General features: G+C 75.2%; 17 protein-coding genes. 9 read left to right on the plus strand and 8 right to left on the minus strand.

Going from position 1 to position 18,956, the window contains the following annotated elements; translation table 11 throughout:
- Positions 1-40: 40 nt before the first annotated feature.
- Positions 41-1,003, plus strand: a complete 963-nt coding sequence (locus ACZ6ZT_RS04285; protein WP_469715374.1) for an electron transfer flavoprotein subunit alpha/FixB family protein — start codon at positions 41-43, stop codon at positions 1,001-1,003.
- Positions 1,004-1,157: 154 nt separating this feature from the next.
- The gene (locus ACZ6ZT_RS04290) at positions 1,158-2,456 is read left to right on the plus strand and encodes a DUF6986 family protein (RefSeq protein WP_469715375.1); all 1,299 of its coding nucleotides are present in this window, start codon (positions 1,158-1,160) and stop codon (positions 2,454-2,456) included.
- Positions 2,457-2,537: 81 nt separating this feature from the next.
- Here ACZ6ZT_RS04290 and ACZ6ZT_RS04295 read toward each other — a convergent pair whose 3' ends face one another.
- Positions 2,538-3,527, minus strand: coding sequence for a LacI family DNA-binding transcriptional regulator (locus tag ACZ6ZT_RS04295; RefSeq protein ID WP_469715824.1), 990 nt, complete (start codon positions 3,525-3,527; stop codon positions 2,538-2,540).
- 204 nt (positions 3,528-3,731) lie between these two features.
- Here ACZ6ZT_RS04295 and ACZ6ZT_RS04300 point away from each other — a divergent pair, with 204 nt between their 5' ends.
- Positions 3,732-4,766 (plus strand): NUDIX hydrolase, encoded by a 1,035-nt coding sequence (locus ACZ6ZT_RS04300; protein WP_469715377.1) that lies wholly within the window; start codon positions 3,732-3,734, stop codon positions 4,764-4,766.
- 56 nt (positions 4,767-4,822) lie between these two features.
- Here ACZ6ZT_RS04300 and ACZ6ZT_RS04305 read toward each other — a convergent pair whose 3' ends face one another.
- Entirely contained in the window at positions 4,823-5,773 is a 951-nt protein-coding gene (locus ACZ6ZT_RS04305) for a class I SAM-dependent methyltransferase (RefSeq protein ID WP_469715379.1), read from the minus strand.
- Positions 5,774-5,851: 78 nt separating this feature from the next.
- Between ACZ6ZT_RS04305 and ACZ6ZT_RS04310 the strand changes: the two genes are divergently transcribed.
- Positions 5,852-6,448, plus strand: a complete 597-nt coding sequence (locus ACZ6ZT_RS04310) for a helix-turn-helix domain-containing protein (protein WP_469715381.1) — start codon at positions 5,852-5,854, stop codon at positions 6,446-6,448.
- A gap of 3 nt (positions 6,449-6,451) precedes the next feature.
- Here the strand turns inward: ACZ6ZT_RS04310 and ACZ6ZT_RS04315 are convergent, their stop codons facing one another.
- Positions 6,452-7,162: an MBL fold metallo-hydrolase gene (locus ACZ6ZT_RS04315; protein WP_469715382.1), complete on the minus strand. Its 711-nt coding sequence runs from the start codon at positions 7,160-7,162 to the stop codon at positions 6,452-6,454.
- Between the two features lie 202 nt (positions 7,163-7,364).
- A complete protein-coding gene (locus ACZ6ZT_RS04320; RefSeq protein WP_469715384.1) occupies positions 7,365-8,729 on the minus strand; it encodes a M20/M25/M40 family metallo-hydrolase in 1,365 nt (454 codons plus the stop codon).
- A gap of 160 nt (positions 8,730-8,889) precedes the next feature.
- On the opposite strand from ACZ6ZT_RS04320, the gene ACZ6ZT_RS04325 reads away from it, so the two are divergent.
- A complete protein-coding gene (locus ACZ6ZT_RS04325) occupies positions 8,890-10,221 on the plus strand; it encodes a geranylgeranyl reductase family protein (RefSeq protein WP_469715387.1) in 1,332 nt (443 codons plus the stop codon).
- Between the two features lie 207 nt (positions 10,222-10,428).
- Positions 10,429-11,472 (plus strand): spherulation-specific family 4 protein, encoded by a 1,044-nt coding sequence (locus ACZ6ZT_RS04330; RefSeq protein WP_469715389.1) that lies wholly within the window; start codon positions 10,429-10,431, stop codon positions 11,470-11,472.
- Here the strand turns inward: ACZ6ZT_RS04330 and ACZ6ZT_RS04335 are convergent.
- A complete protein-coding gene (locus ACZ6ZT_RS04335) occupies positions 11,451-12,353 on the minus strand; it encodes a LysR family transcriptional regulator (RefSeq protein ID WP_469715390.1) in 903 nt (300 codons plus the stop codon). The two genes, ACZ6ZT_RS04330 and ACZ6ZT_RS04335, sit on opposite strands and share 22 nt — an antisense overlap.
- A gap of 144 nt (positions 12,354-12,497) precedes the next feature.
- Here ACZ6ZT_RS04335 and ACZ6ZT_RS04340 point away from each other — a divergent pair, with 144 nt between their 5' ends.
- Complete coding sequence (locus tag ACZ6ZT_RS04340; protein ID WP_469715391.1) at positions 12,498-14,084, plus strand: class I adenylate-forming enzyme family protein; 1,587 nt, start codon at positions 12,498-12,500, stop codon at positions 14,082-14,084.
- Here the strand turns inward: ACZ6ZT_RS04340 and ACZ6ZT_RS04345 are convergent.
- Positions 14,081-15,343, minus strand: coding sequence for a GDSL-type esterase/lipase family protein (locus tag ACZ6ZT_RS04345; RefSeq protein ID WP_469715392.1), 1,263 nt, complete (start codon positions 15,341-15,343; stop codon positions 14,081-14,083). The two genes, ACZ6ZT_RS04340 and ACZ6ZT_RS04345, sit on opposite strands and share 4 nt — an antisense overlap.
- 87 nt (positions 15,344-15,430) lie before the next feature.
- Positions 15,431-16,180, minus strand: a complete 750-nt coding sequence (locus ACZ6ZT_RS04350) for a maleylpyruvate isomerase family mycothiol-dependent enzyme (protein WP_469715394.1) — start codon at positions 16,178-16,180, stop codon at positions 15,431-15,433.
- 37 nt (positions 16,181-16,217) lie between these two features.
- Between ACZ6ZT_RS04350 and ACZ6ZT_RS04355 the strand changes: the two genes are divergently transcribed.
- Both ACZ6ZT_RS04355 and ACZ6ZT_RS04360 read left to right on the plus strand, forming a co-directional pair.
- Entirely contained in the window at positions 16,218-16,880 is a 663-nt protein-coding gene (locus ACZ6ZT_RS04355) for an alpha-ketoglutarate-dependent dioxygenase AlkB family protein (protein ID WP_469715396.1), read from the plus strand.
- Between the two features lie 41 nt (positions 16,881-16,921).
- Complete coding sequence (locus ACZ6ZT_RS04360) at positions 16,922-18,274, plus strand: ROK family protein (RefSeq protein ID WP_469715398.1); 1,353 nt, start codon at positions 16,922-16,924, stop codon at positions 18,272-18,274.
- 103 nt (positions 18,275-18,377) lie between these two features.
- Here the strand turns inward: ACZ6ZT_RS04360 and ACZ6ZT_RS04365 are convergent, their stop codons facing one another.
- On the minus strand, positions 18,378-18,923 hold the full coding sequence (locus ACZ6ZT_RS04365; RefSeq protein WP_469715400.1) for an ATP-binding protein: 546 nt from the start codon (positions 18,921-18,923) through the stop codon (positions 18,378-18,380).
- Positions 18,924-18,956 lie beyond the last annotated feature (33 nt).

An 18,956-nucleotide genomic window follows, 5' to 3' on the forward strand; every position in this document is an offset into this window, starting at 1 on the left:
TACGCCCCCAGACACTTCGCAATAGCAGGAGAGCAGTCCCATGGCTGAAGTTCTCGTCTACGTCGACCACGCGGACGGCGCCGTCCGCAAGCCCACCCTTGAGCTGCTGACGCTGGCCCGCCGCATCGGCGAGCCCGTCGCCGTCGCCCTCGGCGCCGGCGCCGAGGCCACCGCCGCGGTGCTCGCCGAGCACGGGGCCGTCAAGGTCCTCACCGCCGACGCCCCCGAGTTCGCCGACTACCTCGTCGTACCGAAGGTGGACGCGCTCCAGGCCGCGTACGAGGCCGTCTCCCCGGCCGCCGTGCTCGTCCCCTCCTCCGCCGAGGGCAAGGAGATCGCCGCGCGCCTGGCCGTGCGCATCGGCTCCGGCATCATCACCGACGCCACCGACCTGGAGGCCGGCGCCGAGGGTCCGGTCGCGACGCAGGCCGCCTTCGCCGCGTCGTTCACCACCAAGTCCCGCGTCTCCAAGGGCACCCCGGTCATCACCGTGAAGCCCAACTCCGCCCCGGTCGAGGCCGCTCCGGCCGCCGGCGCGGTCGAGGCGCTCGCCGTCACCTTCGGCGCCCTGGCCACCGGTACCAAGGTCACCGCGCGCACCCCGCGCGAGTCGACCGGCCGCCCCGAGCTGACCGAGGCCGCGATCGTCGTCTCCGGCGGCCGTGGCGTCAACGGCGCGGAGAACTTCCACCTCATCGAGGACCTCGCGGACTCCCTCGGTGCGGCGGTCGGCGCCTCCCGCGCCGCCGTGGACGCCGGCTGGTACCCGCACACCAACCAGGTCGGCCAGACCGGCAAGTCGGTCTCCCCGCAGCTGTACATCGCCTCCGGCATCTCGGGCGCGATCCAGCACCGGGCCGGCATGCAGACCTCGAAGACCATCGTGGCCATCAACAAGGACGCCGAGGCCCCGATCTTCGACCTCGTCGACTACGGCGTGGTCGGCGACCTCTTCGAGGTCCTGCCCCAGCTGACCGGCGAGATCAAGGCGCGCAAGGGCTGACCTGCGCCGATGCTATGACTCGGGGCCGCGTGGTGACACTCACCACGCGGCCCCGAGCTGTTTCCTGCAACCATTGACGAGACGATGTACTCATCATTAAATTCTGCTATGCGGATCTAAGCTTCCGTGAAGCGGAAAAAGAGGAGAGTGCAGGATGGGTCAGCAGGAGAAGGTGGCGACGAGCCTCGCAGGCGCGGTCAGCGAGGGCATCAGCGCCTCCCTGGCGCCGGTGGACGCCGAACTCGCGCGTCACTACCCGGGCGACCCCGGCACCCGCCAGCCCATCCACACCGTCTACGTCCCCGGTGACGTGTTCGCCGCCGACACCATCCGCTCCTGGGGCGACCAGGCCCTCGCCGCCCTCGACGAGCACGCCCCCGACGCCGCGACCTTCGCCAAGGTGCTCGGCATCTCCGACGAGCTGGCCGTACCGGTCTACGACCGCGTACGGGCCAAGCTCCGGCGGGAGCCGATCGAGGACCTCCGGGTGGACTTCGAGGACGGGTTCGGCGTCCGCTCCGACGAGGAGGAGGACCAGGCCGCGGCCCGCGCCGCCCGCCTCGTCTCGCAGGCGTTCGCCAACGGCACGAACGCCCCGTACATGGGCATCCGCATGAAGTGCATGGAGTCCAACGTCCGCGACCGCGGCATCCGCACCACGGACGTCTTCCTCTCCGGCCTGCTGGAGCACGGCGGCCTGCCCGAGGGCCTGGTCCTGACCCTGCCCAAGGTCACCTACGCCGAGCAGGTCAGCGCCTTCGTCAAGCTGCTGGAGGCCTTCGAGACCACCCGCGGCCTGCGCCCGGGCCGGATCGGCTTCGAGATCCAGATCGAGACCAGCCAGTCCATCGTCGCCTCCGACGGCACGGCCACCGTCGCCCGCATGATCGAGGCCGCCCAGGGCCGCGCCACCGGCCTGCACTACGGCACCTTCGACTACAGCGCCTGCGTCGGCGTCTCCGCCGCCTACCAGTCGAGCGACCACCCCGCCGCCGACCACGCCAAGGCGATCATGCAGGTCGCGGCCGCGGGCACCGGCGTACGGGTCTCCGACGGCTCGACCAACGTCCTGCCGATCGGCACCACCGAGCACGTCCACGAGGCCTGGAAGCTGCACTACGGCCTCACCCGCCGGGCCCTGGCCCGCGCCTACTACCAGGGCTGGGACATGCACCCGGGCCACCTCCCGACCCGCTACGCGGCCGTGTTCACCTTCTACCGCGAGGGCCTGGAGGCCGCGGCGGCCCGCCTGAAGGCGTACGTCGCCAAGATCGAGGGCGACGTCATGGACGAGCCGGCCACCGCCAAGGCCCTGGCCGGCTACCTGGTCCGCGGCCTGGACTGCGGGGCGGTCGGCGCCGAGGAGGTCACCGCCCTCACCGGCCTGACCCGCGCCGAACTGGACGCCTTCGCCATCCCGCGCCGCTCCGCCACCCTGAGGACGACCGCCTGATCCACGTACGCATACGTACGTACGTCCGGCCCGTCCCCGAGTCGCCGGGGGCGGGCCGGACGTGTCGGGCCGCCGCCGGGTTCAGCCGCCGTGGGGCGGGAGTTCGCCCGAGCCGCGGGGGATCAGGCGGGTGGGGAGTTCGATGCGGGCCGGGGGCGGGGCGGCGCCGGCGAGGCGCTGGAAGAGGCGGTCCGTGGCGACGCGGCCCAGCGCCGCCGCGTCCTGGGCGACCACCGTGACGCCCGGGCGGAGCAGGTCGGCCAGTTCGAAGTCGTCGAAACCCACCAGGGCGACGGGGTACGGGAGTTCGGCGAGGATCCGGACCAGGGTGACGGTGACCCGGTTGTTGCCCGCGAAGACGGCCGTGACCGGGTCGGGGCCCGTCAGCATGGCGCGGGCCGCCGCCGCGACGCGGGCCGGGTCGGTCGAGCCGAGGGAGACCCAGGCGGCGTCAGCGGGCAGGTCCGCTCCGGCCATCGCCGCGCGGTAGCCGCGCAGGCGTTCCGTCGCGGTGTGGATGCGGGGGTGGTCGCCGATGAAGCCGATCCTCCGGTGGCCGCCCGCGATCAGGTGGGCCACCCCGTCACGGGCGCCGCCGAAGCTGTCCGACAGGACCACGTCCGCGTCGATCCGGCCCGCCGGGCGGTCGACGAACACCGTCGCCACGCCCGCCCTGATCTCCGGCTCCAGGTAGCGGTGGTCGTCCCCGGCCGGGATCACGATCAGCCCGTCCACCCGGCGGGCGCACAGCGCGAGCGCCAACTCCCGCTCGCGGTCCGGGTCCTCCGCGCTGGAGCCGTTGATGAGGAGCGCGCCGTGCGTCCGGGCCACCTCCTCCACGGCCCGGTTGAGCGGTCCGTAGAAGGGGTCGGCGAGGTCCTCCAGCACCAGGCCCACGGTCGCGGTACGGCCCTTGCGCAGCACGCGCGCGCTGTCGTTGCGGCGGAAGCCGAGCGCCTCGATGGCCTCCTGGACCCGGCGTTCGGTGTCGGGGGTGACCCCTGCCTCGCCGTTGACGACCCGTGAGACCGTCTTCAGACCCACGCCGGCCCGGGCCGCCACGTCCTTCATGGTCGGCCGGTTGCCGTAGCGGGGCTCGGACGGCTGACGGGTCTGCGGCACGGCGGGGAGACCTCCTGGAGCGACGGCGGCGCGGCTTTCATCCGGCCCTGACCTTGAGGATAAGCACACGGCCGGAGAGCGGGTTTCCGTGGCAGGGTGGGGCGGGCAAGCCTCAGGGGGCTTGGGAGGCGAGCCATCGGGAGAGGGGTATACGTGATTGTCTGGATCAACGGCACGTCCGGTGCCGGGAAGACCAGCACGGCGAGCGAACTGGCCGGACTCCTGCCGGGCGGAACCCTGTACGACCCTGAGATCGTCGCGGACGCGGTGCGCCGGATGCTGCCGGCCAAGCGCCTCGCCGAGGTGAGCGACTACCAGGACCTGCCGAGCTGGCGGCGGCTCGTCGTCGACGCGGCGGCGGCGGTGCTCGCGGAGACGGGCGGGGTGCTGGTGGTGCCGATGACGCTGTTGCGCCAGGAGTACCGGGACGAGATCTTCGGCGGCCTGGCGGCGCGCCGGATACCGGTGCGGCACGTTCTGCTGGCCCCAGAGGAAACGATCCTGCGGGAGCGGATGGCGAAGCGGCGGCGGGAGGAGCCGGAGCCGGCGGACGCGCGGGACCGCACCTGGGCCCTCGACCACCTTCCGGCCTACCGGCAGGCGCTGCCCTGGCTGACCGCCGACGCGCACGTCATCGACAACGGACGGCTGACGGTACGGGAGACCGCCGAGCGGATCGCCGAGGCCGTACGCACCGACACGGCGGCCGTCTGCGACATCGTGCAGACCCCGGAACCGACGCGGGAGACGGTGGCGGCGGGGGTGCTGCTCTTCGACGAGCGGGACCGGGTGCTCCTGGTCGATCCGACGTACAAGCCGGGCTGGGAGTTCCCGGGCGGGGTGGTCGAAGCGGGCGAGGCCCCCGCGTGCGCGGGCGTACGGGAGGTCGCGGAGGAACTGGGCCTCGCGCTGGACCGGGTGCCGCAGTTGCTGGTGGTCGACTGGGAGCCGCCCCGCTCACCGGCGTACGGGGGCCTGCGGCTGCTCTTCGACGGCGGCCGGCTCTCGGCGGCGGACACCGCGCGGCTGCGGCTGCCCGGACCGGAGCTGCGCGCCTGGCGGTTCGCCACCGAGGAGGAGGCCGCCGGCCTGCTGCCCCGCCAGCGCCAGGACCGGCTGCGGTGGGCCCTGCGCGCCCGCGAACGCGGCCGCCCCCTCTACCTGGAGGCGGGCCGCCCCACCCCCTGACCGGGGCCGAAGCCACGCGCCGAAGTCCCGGCCCGGGACCCGGCGGCGGCAGTGGGTCATCGGGCCGGGCGGGTGCCCGTGTAGACGGTGACGGCCGACAGGAGGAAGGCGTCGGGCCGCCGCAGGATCCCCTCGGCCGACTCCGGGTCGGTCAGGACGTCGAGGGCCGCGAGGTCCTCCGCGTCCAGCTGCTCGGCCATCGCTTCGCGCAGCCGCGTCAGCTGGTCGTGCAGGAACGCGCGGCCCGGGCCGGTCAGCGGGGCGGGCAGGTCGAGGAGGGAGGTGAAGGAGCCCACGCCGGTCAGTCCGGCGCGGCGCAGCAGCGCGGGCCAGTCCTCCTCCACGCGGACGCTGCCGGGCAGTCCGGCGCGCATGGACTGGAACCGGTCCTCCTGGGCGGCGTCGAGCCGGGCCTGGAGCCCCGGCCTGCCGAGGCCGATGTCGCGGGGCAGGAAGCGCATCGGCAGGCCGCCCTCCGCGACGGCCAGCATCCCGCCGGGGCGCAGCAGGCGGACCAGCGCGTCCAGGGCGCCCTGCTGGTCGCCGATGTGGTGGACGGTCTTGCTGCTCCAGATCAGGTCGGCGGAGCCCAGGCCGCCGCCGTCGGCCTCCGGCGCCGCCAGGTCCTCCGGCAGCCGGGCGTGGCGCACCGACACGCGGCCTCCGGTGAGCCCGAGGCGCTCGGCACGCGCCAGGGCGCGGTCCAGCAGGGCGGGGGTGCCGTCCACGGCGACGGCCTCGGCGTGCGGGAAGGTCTCGGCGAAGACGCCGGTCATGACGCCGGGGCCGCTGCCGATGTCGAGGACGCGCCGGACGCGGTGGTCCGGGCCGAGCGCCTCCCGCAGGCGGGCCGCCGTGTCGCGGTAGGCGGGGAGGTGGAGTTCACCGCTCGTCTCCAGGTGGGTGGCCAGGGCCTCCCAGTCGACATCGGCGGCGGCGGTGTGGGAGTGGGAGTCGGCGGGGGAGGGGGAGTGGCCGTGGTGGTGTCCGGCGGTGTGTGCGCTCATGGCGCCGAGGGTGCGCGCCTGGGGAACGGTATGGCAACTTCTGTTGCCGTTTCCGGGAAACCGGAGTGGAATGCCCGTATGGACACACCGCCGGACGTACCGGCCACCTACCGGACGGTCCTCGACGAGGTGGCTCCCCGGCTGAAGCGGCTGCGGGCGCAGCGCGGCCTCACCCTGGCCGCCCTCTCCGAGGCGACCGGCATCTCCAAGAGCACCCTCTCCCGGCTGGAGTCCGGCCTGCGCCGCCCCAGCCTGGAGCTGCTGCTCCCGCTCGCCGGGGCCTACCGGGTGCCCCTGGACGACCTGGTCGGGGCGCCCGAGGTGGGGGACCCCCGGGTCCGGCTCAAGCCGCACCCGCTGCCGCACGGAGGTTCCTTCGTCCCGCTGACCCGGAGTCCGGGCCCCCTCCAGGCGTACAAGATGATCATCACCGACCGGGGTTCCGATCCCGACCAGCGCACGCACGAGGGCTACGAGTGGCTCTACGTGCTCCACGGCAGGCTCCGGCTCGTCCTCGCCGAGCACGACCTGGTGCTCGGGCCCGGTGAGGCGGCCGAGTTCGACACCCGGCTGCCCCACTGGTTCAGCAGCGCGGACGGGCAGCCCGTCGAGGTGCTGAGCCTCTTCGGCAGGCAGGGCGAGCGGATGCACGTACGGGCCAAGCCCCAGGCGTGAGGGTCAGCCCGCAGGCGCCCCGGCTCCGGCCGCGGCCGACCGGAGGGTGGCCGCGGTGTCGGTCAGCCAGGGGTCGCCGTGGCCGAAGCAGGCGACCTCCGGATCCAGGGCGGCCAGGCGCCGGAAGGACGCCAGGGCCTGGGCGCGGTCGACGTTGAACACTCCCAGCATCACCTGGCCCACGCCCGCCACGCAGTCACCGGTGAAGAGCACTCCGTGGGCCGGCAGGTGGACGCCGATGCTGCCCGGCGTGTGACCCGGGGCGTGGACCACGACCGCACCGTCCCCGAAGGGCAGTACGTCACCGTCCTCCAGCTCCCGGTCGACCCGCGTCGCCGGAGCCCCGGGGACCGTCAGCCCGTGGGCGTACAGCGGCAGCTCCCAGTCCAGCAGCACCGGTTCGGGCACCGGCAGCTCGCCCCGGACCACCGGGGCGTCCAGCCGGTGCGCGGCGACCTCCGCGCCCCGGCGGGCGGCGAGTTCACCGGCCGCGCCGACGTGGTCCCGGTGGCAGTGGGTGAGGACGATCCGCTCCAGCCGCTCCGGCGCCTGCCCGAGGGAACGTATCGCCCCCTCGATGGCGTCGGCGGACCCGGCATGACCGGCGTCGATCAGGGTCAGGGCCGCACCGTCCTGCCAGAGGTAGGCCTGGCCGATCGGGAAGCGCAGCAGGTGGAGGCGGCCGGGGAGCACTTCGACGACTTCGGGATCCATGCCGCGAGCCTAGGTACGGATCCCGGCCCGGCGCCCCCGAGTTCGCCCGGAGCGGAGTTCGCCCGAAGCGTGGTACGCCGACGGCGGATCGGCCCCGGAGCGCCGGCGGATCGGCCCCAGAAGCGACGGCGGATCGGCCTAGGGAGCGCCGGCGGCCCGGGGCGCGAGGCGCCCCGGGCCACACGGGTGAGGCCGGCGGGCCTCAGGCGCGCTTGGACTCCGCGTAGTTGACGAGGAAGAGCGCTTCGGCCACCGACAGGCGCTCCAGCTCCTCCGGGGAGACGCTCTCGTTCACCGCGTGGATCTGCGCCTCCGGCTCGCTCAGGCCGATCAGCAGCATCTCCGCCTTCGGGTACAGGGACGTCAGCGTGTTGCACAGCGGGATCGACCCGCCCATGCCGCTGATCTGCATCTCCTGGCCGTCGTACGCCTCCCGCAGGGCCGCCGCCATCGAGGCGTACGCCGGGCTGGTGGTGTCCGCCTGGAAGGGCTGCCCCTGTCCGACGACCTCCAGCTCCAGCTTCGCCTGCCAGGGGGTGTGGGCGACGAGGTGCGCCTCCAGCAGCCGGATGGCCTCGGCGGTGTCCACGCCCGGCGGCACGCGCAGGCTGATCAGCGCGCCCGCGGCGGCGTGCACCGACGGGGTCGCGCCGGTCACCGGCGGGCAGTCGATGCCGAGTACGGTGACGGCCGGCCGGGCCCACAGCCGGTCCGCGATGGTGCCCTCGCCGATCAGGCCGACCCCGTCGAGGACCTTGGCGTCGGCGCGGAAGTCGGCCTCCGGGTACTGCAGGCCCTCCCAGACGGCGTCCGAGGCGAGCCCGTCCACGGTGGTCGAGCCGTCCTCGGCCCGCAGCGAGTCCAGCAGCCGGATCAGCGCGGCGAGCGCGTCGGGGGCGACGCCGCCGAACATCCCGGAGTGCAGGTTGCCGCCCAGGGTGTCGATCTTCACCTTGACCAGCGTCATGCCGCGCAGGGTGGCCGTGACGGTCGGCAGGCCGAGGCGGAAGTTGCCCGCGTCGCCGATGACGATGGTGTCGGCGACGAGGAGCTCCGGGTGCGCCTCGGCGTACTGCTGGAGGCCGCCGGTGCCCTGTTCCTCCGAGCCCTCGACGATCACCTTGACGGAGACGGGCACCCCGCCGTTCGCCTTCAGCGCCCGCAGCGCCAGCAGGTGCATGATGAAGCCGCCCTTGCAGTCCGCGGCGCCGCGCCCGTACCAGCGGCCGTCGCGCTCGGTCAGCTCGAAGGCGGGGGAGATCCAGGCGTTGTCGTCCAGCGGCGGCTGCACGTCGTAGTGCGCGTAGAGCAGGACGGTCGGGGCGCCCTCGGGACCGGGCAGGAAGCCGTACACGGACTGGGTGCCGTCGGGGGTGTCGAGCAGCGCCACGTCCTGGAAGCCCTCGGCGCGCAGCGCGTCGGCCACCCAGTTCGCGGCGCCCTCGCTCTCGCTCTTGGGGAACTGGGCCCAGTCCGCTACCGACTGGAAGGCCACCAGCTCGGTCAGCTCCGCCTTGGCGCGGGGCATCAGCGAGGCGACGGTCTCGGCGATCGGATTCTGGGACATGGGCACGCTCCTCGTGGGTGCGACGTTTATATGAGTGCCGGGTGCGGCGAAAGCAAGGTGAAAGACAGTGCCGATCCTCGCACAGAGGGGCGAGGCGGTCCCTGCCCGTAGGATTTCCACGGCATCGGAGCAACCGCGTGATCAGGAGCAGCAGCACATCGTGAGCAGCAGCAACAGCAGCAGCGACGACGACGTCAACGGCGCGAGCGCAGGACAGGCCGCTCCGGCGGCGGCGGACGACGGGCCGGCCGTGCCGGTGCCCGCCGACAACCCGGAGGAGGGGGCGGAGGGCTCCGGGGAGGTGTGGGACGTCGTCGTGGTCGGCGCCGGACCGGCCGGCGCCTCGGCGGCCCGTGCGGCGGCCCTCGCCGGGCGGCGCGTCCTGCTGCTGGAGAAGGCCGAACTGCCCCGGTACAAGACCTGCGGTGGTGGCATCATCGGCCCCTCGCGCGACGCCCTGCCGCCGGGCTTCGTGCTGCCCTTGCGGGACCGCGTCCACGCCGTCACCTTCTCCCACAACGGCCGGCTGACCCGCACCCGGCGTTCGAAGCGGATGCTCTTCGGGCTCGTCAACCGGCCGGAGTTCGACGCGGCCCTGGTCGCCGAGGCGGAGAAGGCCGGCGCCACGCTCCGTACGGGGACGGCCGTGGCCCGCGTCGAGCAGCACGGCGCGGCGGTGCCCGACCGGCGCACGGTCGCCGTGGTCCTCGCGGACGGCGAGACGGTGCTCGCCCGGGCCGTGGTGGGCGCGGACGGCAGCGCCAGCCGGATCGGCTCGCACGTCGGGGTGGAGATGGACCAGGTCGACCTGGGCCTGGAGGCGGAGATCCCGGTTCCGCCGACGGTGGCCGAGGACTGGAAGGGCCGCGTCCTGATCGACTGGGGCCCGCTGCCCGGCAGTTACGGCTGGGTCTTCCCCAAGGGCGACACCCTCACCGTCGGGGTCATCTCGGCGAAGGGCGACGGCGCCGCGACCAAGCGCTACCTGGACGACTTCATCGGCCGGCTGGGCCTGGCCGGCTTCGAGCCGGAGGTCTCCTCCGGGCACCTGACCCGCTGCCGCAAGCCCGACTCGCCGCTCTCGCGCGGCCGGGTGCTGGTGGCGGGCGACGCGGCCGGCCTGCTGGAGCCGTGGACGCGCGAGGGCATCTCCTTCGCGCTGCGCTCGGGACGGCTCGCCGGGGAGTGGGCCGTGAAGGTCTCCGAGGCGCAGGACGCGGTGGACGCCCGCCGTCAGGCGCTCAACTACGCCTTCGCGGTCAAGGCCGGGCTGGGCGTGGAGATGGCCGTCGGCCGACGGATGCTGAAGTTGTTCGAATCCCGTCCGGGCATGCTGCACGCGGCCATCACGGGGCTGCGGCCCGCCTGGCTGGCGTTCGCCCGGATCACGCGCGGGTCGCTGACGCTGGCCGACATGGTGCGTACGTACCCGCTCGCGCGCAAGGCGCTGCACCTGCTGGACGCCCGCCAGTCCCGGGCCGGGCGGGGCTGAGCGCCCCCTGTGCGGAGGGCCCCCGCGCGGGCCCTCCGCCCGGGAGCCGGGGGTGAACGTCGGGGAGGGCGTCCGGCGGGGTGTCGGATGACGAGGTGACAGGTCGATTGTCTGTTCCTCCTACCAATGTGGGTGGTTCGCCCTTCACCGAGTTGCCGCGCGTCTACTGTTCCTCGGGTCGCCCCCCAGCCCGCCGGAGGAACAGCCATGCCCCGCGCCCGCGTCGCCGCCAAGGCCCTGTACGCCGCCCTGGCGACGTGGCTGCTCGCCGCCTGCGCGCCCGCCGTGACCGCCCCGCCCGAGCCGCCTCGCGGAGCCCGGAGCCCGGCCGCCTCCTCCGCCGCCCCGGCCGCGCCCGTTCCCGTACCCGCCTCGGCCTCGGCCCCGGTGCCGCTCCCCACCGGGGCCGCCGCCCCCGCGCCCAGACCCCGGCCGCCCGGCGTACGGGGCCTGGACATAGCCGTGCCCGCCTACGTCGGGGCGGGCGACCCGGTCCTCACCGACCTCACGACCACCGGCCCGGCCGCCTCCGTCGTCGTCCTCAACCCGGGCAACGGCGACGCCCCCTTCGACGCCTCCTGGCGGGCCCGCGCCGACGCCCTGCGCGCCGGGACCACCGCCACCGGCGAGAAGACCAAGGTCCTCGGCTACGTCCACACCGACCACGGCGACCGGGACCCCGCCGCCGTACGGGCCTCCGTCGACAACTACCTCAAGCCCGCCGGAGACACCACCGGCCGCCTCCACGTCGACGGCATCTTCTTCGACGTCGTCAGCCGCGACTGCGGCCCGGACAACGCCACCCGCGACCGGTACGCCGCACTGCGCCGCTACGTCCAGGAGACGATGAACGCCCTCGCCCCGGGCGCCGACGAGCTGGTCGTGGACAACCCGGGCACGGCCATCGCCACCTGCTACCTCGAACCGGGCCACCGCACGGCCGACGTCTTCGTCACCTTCGAGGACACCTACGCCGCGTACACCTCCGGCGGCCGGCCCGGCGGCAACGTGTTCGACCCCGTCGGCGGCGGCTATCGCGCCGGCACCGAACTCGACCCGGACGGCACCGCGTTCTGGCACCTCGTCCACGACGTCCCCGACGCGGAGGCGATGCGCGCCACCCTGCGCACCGCCTTCGAACGCGGCGCCGGATACGCGTACGCGACCAGCGCGGCCATGCCCAACCCCTGGAACGCCGCGCCCGAGTGGGAGTTCGGCCCGCAGACCCGTTACGCCGCCACCCTCGGCTGAACGACCGACCGGAAGTGGTGCACCGCGAAGTCCGCGAAGCTCCGGGCGCCCGCGGACTCGTAGGCGTCCGCCGCCCGGACCAGGCACAGCTCGCGGCGGGCCTCGGCCGAGTCCAGCCGGGCCCAGCCGACGACGCCCCGGATGCCGTACGCCCGCGCCAGGGCCGGGACCAGCGCCACTCCGAGCCCGGCGGCCACCAGGTCGAGGACGGCGCCCGGCTCGTCCCCCTCGCACACCACCGTCGGTGACACCCCGGCCCGGGCGAACAGCCGGTCGGCGAGCATCCGTTGCCAGTGACCGCGGCCCGGGGTGACGAACGGTTCCCCGGCCAGGTCCGCCACCGCGACCCCCTCGCGCCCGGCCAGCCGGTGCCCGGCCGGCACCGCGAGCAGCACCTCCTCCCTGAGCAGCACCGCCGAGCGCAGGGCCGGGCCGTCGAGCGGCTGGGAGGCGAAGCAGAAGTCCACCTCACGGGTGCGCAGTTGCCGCGCCATCACCTCGGCGGACGACTGCCGCAGCCGTACGTCGACACCGGGGTGGGCGGCCCGGAAGGCGGCGAGCAGCCCGGTCAGCGTCAGCAGCGTCTCGCTCGCCACGGTCACCACACCGCCCTCGCCGCCGCGCGCCGCGTCGGCCAGCTCCCGGCGGGCGTCGTCGAGTTCGGCCAGCGCCCGGTCCACCCGGCGCAGGAAGACCGCGCCGTGCCGGTTCAGGTGGATCCGGCGGCCGCGCCGGTCGAAGAGCCGCACCCCCACCTCCGCTTCCAGCCGGGCGATCGTCCGGCTCACCGACGGCTGGGCGGTGCGCAGTTCCTCCGCCGCCCGGCCGATGTGCTCGTACCGCGCGACGACCTGGAAACACCGCAACGCCGGCAGATCCACCGACTTCCCCCCTCACGACCCCGACCCATCACCACGAAGGCACCGTCTCATGGCGGAACCGGTCTTGGACGACGCGAGCGCGCCTCTCCTAGCCTCCGGAGTAGCCCCCGCACCCCCCTGAACCCCCTGCGAAGGAGTTCCGCCGTGCCCGCTGACACCGGCCCCGCGTACGAGAGTTACGTGGACGCCCTGCTGGCCTCGCTCGCCCGCTCCCCGGACCGGACCGTGCTCACCACCACCGCCGCCGGCCCGGCCGCCCCGGACCCCGGCCGGACCCTCACCGCCGGCCGGCTCCACGACGCCGTCCACCGCGCGGCCGCCCTCCTCGCCGCCCACGGCGTCACCCGCTCCGCCACCGTCGCCCTGCTCACCGGGAACCGGCCCGAAGCCCTCATCGCCCGCTACGGAGCGAACCTCCTCGGTGCCCGCGTCGTGCACCTCGCCCCCACCGCCGCCCCGGCGGCCTGGGCCGGCGTCCTGGACGCCACCGCGGCCGCGCTGCTCCTCGTCGACCCGGCCGCGGCCGACGCCGCCCGGGTGCTGCCCGCCGGACCCCGCGGACCCGTGCGGCTGACCCTGGACCCGGGCCTGTTCACCGAGGAGCCGCCCGGCCGGGCCGCCGCACGAGGACCCGTACGGTCGCCGGGGGCGGCCCGTCCCGAGGACGACTGGTGCCTGCGCTCCACCGGCGGGACCACCGGCCCGCCCAAGCTGGTCCGGCTCGCGCACGGCGCGTACCGGCGGATCCTGGACGTCCACAACGCCCACGTCCCGCCCGGCGCCCCCGTACGCTTCCTCGCCTGCACCTCCCTCGCCCACATGGCCGGGATCGCCGCCGACGCCGCACTCCTCGCCCGGGGATCCGTGATCCTCCAGGACGGCTTCGACCCGGCCGGGGTCCTCGCGGCCGTCCAACGGCACCGCGTCACCGACCTGTGGCTGCTGCCTCCCCTGCTGTACGAGCTGCTCGACCACCCCGGCCTCGCCACCACCGACCTCTCCAGCCTCCGCCGCCTCTCGTACGGGGGCACCCCCGCCTCGGCCGCACGGCTGCGCGGGGCCACCGAGGTCCTCGGGCCGGTGCTGTACGGCTCGTACGGCCAGACCGAGGCGGGCCCGATCGCCGAAGTGCCGCCGCACGAACACGGGGTGACCGGCCCCGGCGGGCGCGTGACGGCCGGCCGGCCGCTGCCCGGAGTCGCCGTGGAGACCAGGGATCCGGCCGGCGCCGTCCTGCCCCCCGGGAACACGGGGGAGATCCACGTCCGCACCCCCACGACCATGAACGGGTACTGGCGGCGGCCGGAGGCGACCGCCCGGGTGCTCCGGGACGGCTGGGTCGCCACCGGCGACGTGGGGTTCCTCGACGGCGCGGGCCGGCTCCACCTGGTCGACCGCCTGGGGGAGGCCGTCATCGTGGCGGGCGGCCACCTCCACCCCGCCGAGGCGGAACAGGCGCTGCTCGCCCACCCGGACGTCGCCGGCTGCGCCGCCTACGGGACGCACGGCCCGGACGGGACGGAGGAACTCCACGCCGCGGTCGTCCCCGCCCCCGGCCGCGCCCCGGACCCCGCCCGGCTCGGCGCCTTCGTCGCCGCCCGGCTGGGCGCCCTGTACGTCCCGAGCCGGATCCTCCTCGTGGACCGCCTGCCGCTCACCGACGCGGGCAAACCGGACCGGAACCGGCTGCGGACCCTGCCCGGCCCCGGACCAGCTCGGACCGGCTCCTAAGCCGCCCCGAACGGGCCGTCCTTCGCGAAGGCCAGCGCGGCGAAGCGTTCGCCGATGCGCCGGTGGCCCTCCGGGCCCGGGTGCAGGCCGTCCGGCAGCGGGAACTCCGCGAAGTCCGCCTCCCCGTAGAGGGAGAGGCCGTCCAGGTAGTGCAGGTTCGGGTCGTCCGCCGCGCGCCGCGCGGTGATGCGGGCCAGCTCGCGGCGGATCACGGTCAGGGTCAGCCGCCCCGCCGCCACCTCCGCCGGATCGCCCAGCGCCCGGAAGCTCATCTCCCCGTCCACCAGGTCGGCGGCCAGCGGCCCCGGAGTGTCCTCCTGGAGCGGACACAGCACGGGGGAGACGACCAGCAGCGGCGTCGTGGGGTGCCCCTCGCGGATGGTGTCGAGGAACCCGTCCACCGCCGGGCCGAAGGCGCGCAGCCGCATCACATCGGTGTTGACGATGTTGATCCCGATCTTCACGCTGATCAGGTCGGCGGGGGTGTCCCGCAGGGCGCGCGCGGTGAACGGGTCGAGCAGGGCGTTCCCGCCGAACCCCAGGTTGACCAGCTCCACCCCGCCCAGAGCGGCGGCCAGCGCCGGCCAGATCGTCGTCGGGCCCGCCGCGTTGGAGCCGTGGCTGATGGAGCTGCCGTGGTGCAGCCAGACCCGGCGCCCGTGGTCCGGCGCGGGCGCGACGGGGGCGTCGGTGCGCAGCGCGACCAGCTCGGTCACCTCGTTGTACGGGAGCCAGATCTCCACGTCCTTCTCCCGGTCGGGAAGGCCGTCGAACCGCACGGCGGCGACCGGGCCGGCCTGGAACTCGACGGTGCCGGCCGCCATGTCGATCAGCAGGACGTTGCCGCCGTGGGCGGTGGCCCACCCGGCCGGCCGTCCGTCCACCAGCAGCTCGTACCGGCCGTCGGGGCGCGGGTCGACGCCCCGGTAGGCGTTCTTCGTGCGCAGGGCGTCCAGTTCGACCACGGTGGCGCGGGTGCGGAAGGCCAGCCGTACGCCGGAGGGCTGGGTCTCGACCGTGCCCAGGTACGGGTCGGGGAACTGCGCGCGGGCCCGCGCCGGGAGCCGGTGCGGCAGCACCCCGCGCGCGGTGCGCTCCACTTCGAGCGCGCCGCGCAGCAGGGCGGCGTCGACGGGGGTGGTGATCCACCCGGCCGCGGGGGGCCGGGGCGGCTTCGGGCCGCCCGGGGCGGCGCCGGACGCGTCGGCGGGTACGTCGCGGGGCGCGTCGGCGGGTGCGTCATCGTGCTGGTGGTCCATGGCCCCACCCTGTCAACGGGTCGCGCCGGGCGCACACCCATTTCCGTGTGGCGCGCGGCCCGGCGGACTCTCCTCGGGCCACGGAGATCAAATGCGGCCGGTCTCCTGCCACAGCGCGGCCAGCGCGACGTCGCCGGACACCTCCGGCCCGGCCAGCGGGAGCCGGTTCCACAGCGCCGCGTACAGCCAGGCCGCCTGCCCGGTCAGGTCGCAGTCCACCGGGTCCCCGGCGTCGCCGCGCACCGTACGGGCGGGTTCCCGCGACAGGTGCACCGTCCAGACCGCGCCGGTGTCGGCCGCCCGCACGCGCAGCGTCTTCGGCTCCTCGGTACGCACCCGGCTGCGCGGCCGGGCGTGGAACCCGGTCAGCAGCTCGTCCACCCCGTCCTCCCCGAACTCCGGCGTCACCGGGGTGATCGGCGTGGCCGGGCCCAGCGCGGACTCGGCGTCGAAACGGTGCACGGTCGTCTCGTGCGCCTGCCGGCGGGCCCAGAAAGCCAGCGGCGAGGGGGGCGCCGTCGGCAGGAAGGTCCAGCACAGCACGTCCGCCGGCGCCTCCGCCAGGGTCCGGACCAGGCGCGCGTGTCCCTCCCGGAACCAGCCCAGCAGCTCCGCCCCGGCCAGTCCCGGGGCGTCCTGGATCGGCACCGGGTCCACCAGGCCGTCCGCCACGAAGCCCGTGGCCCAGCGGTGCACCGCCCCCGTGTGCCGCAGCAGGTCGCCCACCCGCCACCCCGGGCAGGTCGCCACCAGTGCGTCCGTACCGGTCCGCTCGGCCGTCGCCGCGATCAGCTCGCCCTCCCGTTCGAGGGTCGCCACATAGTCGATGATCTTCATGCGGTGAGTGTGCCAGCGCCGCCGCCACAATGGAGGGGTGAACGGGGAACTGTTCCCGCGCGAGCGGGCCGAGATCGCACCCGGCGCCCTGCACCTGCCCGGCTGGCTCGGGGAGGGCGCCCAGCGGGAGCTGCTCGCCGCCTGCCGGGAGTGGGCCCGTCCGCCCGCGGGCCTGCGCACGGTCCGTACGCCGGGAGGCGGGACGATGACCGCCCGGCAGGTCTGCCTGGGGCTGCACTGGTACCCGTACGGATACGCGCGGACCGCCGTCGACGGGGACGGGGCGCCCGTGAAACCGATGCCCCGGTGGCTCGCCGACCTCGGCGCCCGGGCCGTCGCGGACGCCGGGGCCGCGGCCGGGGCCTTGGCGCCCGGGGAGGCGTACGACATCGCGCTGGTCAATTTCTACGACGGCGACTCCCGGATGGGCATGCACCGGGACGCCGAGGAGCGGTCCGCCGCCCCGGTCGTCTCGCTCAGCCTCGGGGACTCCTGCCTCTTCCGCTTCGGCAACACCGTCTCGCGCGGACGCCCGTACCGGGACGTCGAGCTGCGCAGCGGGGACCTGTTCGTCTTCGGCGGACCCGGCCGGATGGCCTTCCACGGGGTGCCGAAGGTGCTGCCCGGCACCGGGCCGCCCGGCCTGGGGCTGACCGGGAGGCTGAACATCACACTGCGGGTCGGCGGTCTGGGCCCGTAGCCGGGCGTCCGAGCCCGCCCGCACATGCGAGGATCCCTTTCATGAACGGCAACGGGGCCCCGCGGCGGGTGGGGGACGTGACCACGGTGTCCACGGCTTCGGATACATCGTCGGCTTCGGCTTCGGCTTCGGCTGGGGCATCGGCTCAGGCCCCGGCCCCGGCGTCGGTGGCCTCGGCGGCCGCCGCGTCGGCGCGGACCAGGCTGGAGCGCGGCCGGGGCGCGCTCGGCCCGGCGCTGGAGCTCGTCCACACCGGCCGCGCCCCGACCCGCGCGGTCCTGACGGCCGAGCTGGGCGTCACCCGCGCCACCGCCGGAGCCGTCGCCGCCGAACTGGAGGCGCTCGGCCTGATCCGCGTCGACTCCCGCCCCGGCGGGGCCGGCGGAGCCCAGGGCCGCCCCTCACACCGGCTGGCCGTCGCGGAGAACGGCCCGGTGGCGCTGGCCGCGCAGGTGCACCCGGACGGGTTCCGGGCCGCCCTGGTGGGCCTCGGCGGGCGGATCGTGGCCACCGCACCCGGCAAGGTCACCGTCTCCGCGGACCCCGCCCAGGTCCTCGGCGCGGTCGTCGAGGCGGGGGCCGCGCTGCTCGCCGAGTCGGGGCGGCGCTGCGTCGGGGCGGGCCTCGCGGTCCCCTCGGCGGTCGCGGAGCCCGAGGGCACGGCCCTGAACCCGCTGCATCTCGCCTGGCCGGCCGGATCTCCGGTACGGGCCATCTTCGCGCGGTGCGTGAAGGCGGCCGGGATCGACGGACCGGCCCTGACCGGCAACGACGTCAACCTGGCCGCGCTCGCCGAGCACCGGCACGGGGCGGGCCGCAGCGCGCAGCACCTGCTGTGCGTGGCGACCGGCCACCGGGGCGTGGGCGGGGCCCTGGTCCTCGACGGCCGGCTGCACAGCGGGAGCGCGGGCCTGGCCCTGGAGGTCGGCCACCTCACCGTCAACCCGGAGGGGCGCGCCTGCCACTGCGGGAGCCGGGGCTGCCTGGACGTGGAGGCCGACCCGCTGGCCTTCCTCACCGCCGCGGGCCGCACCCCGGGCCCGGAGGTCTCGCTGCTCCAGCAGGCTCGGGACCTGCTGCGCGCCGAGTACGCGGAGCCGGGCGTGCGGGCCGCCGCCGAGGAGCTCATCGACCGCCTCGGGCTGGGCCTCGCGGGCCTGGTCAACATCCTGAACCCGGACCGGATCATCCTCGGCGGGCTGCACCGGGAGCTGCTGCACGCCGACCCGGAGCGGCTGCGCGCGGTGGTCGCGGACCGCAGCCTTTGGGGGCGCAGCGGGGGCGTGCCGATCCTGCCGTGCACCCTGGACCACAACAGCCTGGTCGGCGCGGCGGAGCTGGCGTGGCAGCCGGTCCTGGACGACCCGCTCGGGACCCTGGGCGCGGTGGCCTGAGCCGCTGCCGGGCCGCTCCCCGCCGGCGCGGCCCATGCCCGCGCGGTGGGGGTGGAGGCGGTGGAAGCCGGGGCCGCCCGGGCGCGGCGCGCCTCGGGGGTGGTCAGCCGGGCCCGGTGCCGGCCGGGACCGCCACCGGCACGGTGTCGGAGACGGCCCGCGCGTCCACGGCGGTGAGCACCGGCCGGGCGGGCTCTCGTACCGGCTTGTTCGCGCCGATATGGACCGTGGCGATGGGCGCGGCCGGGGCGGGGGCCGCCCGGAGCGAGAACCACACCACCTTCCCGGGGCCGTCCGGCTGCGGCCGGGCCCCCCAGGCCTCGCTCACGGCCTCCACGAGGGCGAGTCCGCGCCCGCAGGTCTCCAGCGTGTCGGCCTGCCGCCGGACGGGCAGCCGGGGATCTCCGTCGTGGACGGAGACGGTGAGCCGCCCGAGGCGGAACTCGATCTCGACCCTGCACACCTTGTCGGGCTGCGCATGGCGGTGGACGTTGCTGAGCAGCTCCGTCACGCCGAGCGCAGCCCGGTCTATGAGCGGGTCGAGCTGCCAGTGACGCAGTTGGGCGGCGACGATTCTGCGGACCTGACCGATCCGCGCGGGCAAGGCCTGCAGTTCGACGACGCAGTGCCTGCGGGAATGACTGATCACGGCTGCGACTCCCCGACATCATTGTTACGGGTG

This window comes from Streptomyces sp. NPDC102258, assembly GCF_055584685.1.

What these genes read in the sequence shown, in the direction of transcription:
- ACZ6ZT_RS04285 (WP_469715374.1), top strand. Translation starts at nt 41, where the DNA reads ATGGCTGAAGTTCTCGTCTACGTCGACCACGCGGACGGCGCCGTCCGC.
- ACZ6ZT_RS04290 (WP_469715375.1), top strand. Translation starts at nt 1,158, where the DNA reads ATGGGTCAGCAGGAGAAGGTGGCGACGAGCCTCGCAGGCGCGGTCAGC.
- ACZ6ZT_RS04295 (WP_469715824.1), bottom strand. Translation starts at nt 3,527, where the DNA reads ATGAAGGACGTGGCGGCCCGGGCCGGCGTGGGTCTGAAGACGGTCTCA.
- ACZ6ZT_RS04305 (WP_469715379.1), bottom strand. Translation starts at nt 5,773, where the DNA reads ATGAGCGCACACACCGCCGGACACCACCACGGCCACTCCCCCTCCCCC.
- ACZ6ZT_RS04310 (WP_469715381.1), top strand. Translation starts at nt 5,852, where the DNA reads ATGGACACACCGCCGGACGTACCGGCCACCTACCGGACGGTCCTCGAC.
- ACZ6ZT_RS04315 (WP_469715382.1), bottom strand. Translation starts at nt 7,162, where the DNA reads ATGGATCCCGAAGTCGTCGAAGTGCTCCCCGGCCGCCTCCACCTGCTG.
- ACZ6ZT_RS04320 (WP_469715384.1), bottom strand. Translation starts at nt 8,729, where the DNA reads ATGTCCCAGAATCCGATCGCCGAGACCGTCGCCTCGCTGATGCCCCGC.
- ACZ6ZT_RS04330 (WP_469715389.1), top strand. Translation starts at nt 10,429, where the DNA reads ATGCCCCGCGCCCGCGTCGCCGCCAAGGCCCTGTACGCCGCCCTGGCG.
- ACZ6ZT_RS04345 (WP_469715392.1), bottom strand. Translation starts at nt 15,343, where the DNA reads ATGGACCACCAGCACGATGACGCACCCGCCGACGCGCCCCGCGACGTA.
- ACZ6ZT_RS04350 (WP_469715394.1), bottom strand. Translation starts at nt 16,180, where the DNA reads ATGAAGATCATCGACTATGTGGCGACCCTCGAACGGGAGGGCGAGCTG.
- ACZ6ZT_RS04360 (WP_469715398.1), top strand. Translation starts at nt 16,922, where the DNA reads ATGAACGGCAACGGGGCCCCGCGGCGGGTGGGGGACGTGACCACGGTG.